General features: G+C 55.2%; 1 protein-coding gene. It reads right to left on the bottom strand.

Features of this window, described 5'->3' with window-relative positions; all coding sequences use genetic code 11:
• The coding region (locus tag AAEU30_RS21440; protein ID WP_421962292.1) for a beta strand repeat-containing protein at nucleotides 1–1,635 on the bottom strand (1,635 nt) is incomplete at both ends.

Here is a 1,635-nt window from a genome sequence, read left to right as displayed (position 1 = left end):
AAGTCTGATGTGCCCGTTACCAGCGGCGTGTTGTCGTTTGTTAGTTCTGGTGCGCTGATACTCACACTCGGTGCGGTGGTATCAATCTCGCCGGTGGCTGTGCTACTTCCAGTGTTCCCCGCCGCATCGGTGATACTGGCGGTCACACTGTAGTCGCCTTCACTAATGGCATTCGCCACTTCGATTGACCAGCTTCCATCACTGCCCGTGGTGGTAGTGATACTTTGTATCGCCCCATTCGCGGCTGTGACCTCGATAGTCACTTGGCTACCCGCTGGTACACCGCTGCTTTGCCCGCTGATCAATGGCGTGACATCACTGCCTGCAGCGAGCGCGTCAATGCTGACACTCGGTGGCGTTAAATCAATCACCCCGGTCATGCTGGTGCTTGCTGGGTTGCCTGCTTGGTCAGATACACTGGCAGTCACCGTGTATTCCCCTTCAGCTAGGATATCGCTGGCCGGAACCGACCAGGTGCCTGATGGCGTCATTTGTGTCGTCACGGTATGCGCGTTACCCAACGCATCATTAAATACCACGGTCACGGTGCTCCCTTGTGGAGCACTCGCTGTGCCGCTGATGGTTGGCGTGGTGTCGTTACTGTCCGCTATCGCATCGATACTGATGTCTGGCATCGTGGTATCAATAATCCCTGTGCGTGTTGCTTCACTGGTTAAGCCCCCTTCAGTGACCGACGCGGTCACTGTGAAGTCGCCCTCGGCTAATATGTCTGCCACCGTGATTGACCAACTCCCGCCATTCACTGTGGTATCGATTGATTGCGCGGGGTTAATACCATCATCAATCACCACCGTCACCGTGGTGCCATCGGCTGCATCACTGGTGCCGTTAATGGTCGGCGTCGTGTCGTTGGTTTCGCCAATTGCGTTGATGGTGATGCTCGGCGCATTCGTATTGAGAATAAAGTCATCGGTTTGTTGGCTGCTATTGCCTGCCTCGTCTGTCACGCTAACGCTGACGCTGTAATCGCCATCTGCTAGCACTGGGCTGGTTACAGACCAATCGCCATTACCATCCACGCTTGCGCTTAGCTCAGTTTCAACACCGCTGCTGTCGGTCAGCGTGACGGTGATGACCGTGCCAACGGGCTCTGATGACGTGCCTGAAATGGTCGGCGTGTCATTATTGATGGTGCCTAAATTATCAAGCGTGATCACCGGTGCAAGGGTATCGATTTCCCCTGCTCCCGCGGCACTGCCGGTGTTGCCCGCGGCATCGGTGATGCTCGCGCTGTAGCTGTAATCCCCATCCGGTAAGTTGGCCGCGGCCACTTGCCAGCCACCGCCCGCTTGGACTTGGGCTGTGAGAGTCTGCGTATCGCCATTGGCATCCATAATTGTGATGGTCACTTGGGTGCCAACAGGCTCTGTTGATGTTCCACTAATAACTGGGCTTTCGTCATTGCCTAAGCCATTATTATTCACCGTGACCACGGGCACACTGGTATCTATATTACCTGTTAAGATCACCTGTGTTTGGTTTCCTGCGCCATCACTGATCACAACATCCGTCGTGTAATCCCCTTGCGCTAAGGCGTTGGGTACTTCCACTGACCAACTGCCGTCGCTTTGTACGCTCGCGGTGAGGGTTTGTTCAACGCCGTTTGCATCCGTG

The sequence above is a fragment of the Pseudoalteromonas mucoides genome (assembly GCF_049257175.1).
Taxonomy (GTDB): Bacteria; Pseudomonadota; Gammaproteobacteria; order Enterobacterales; family Alteromonadaceae; genus Pseudoalteromonas.
This window is presented reverse-complemented; position numbering and strand designations above follow the sequence as displayed.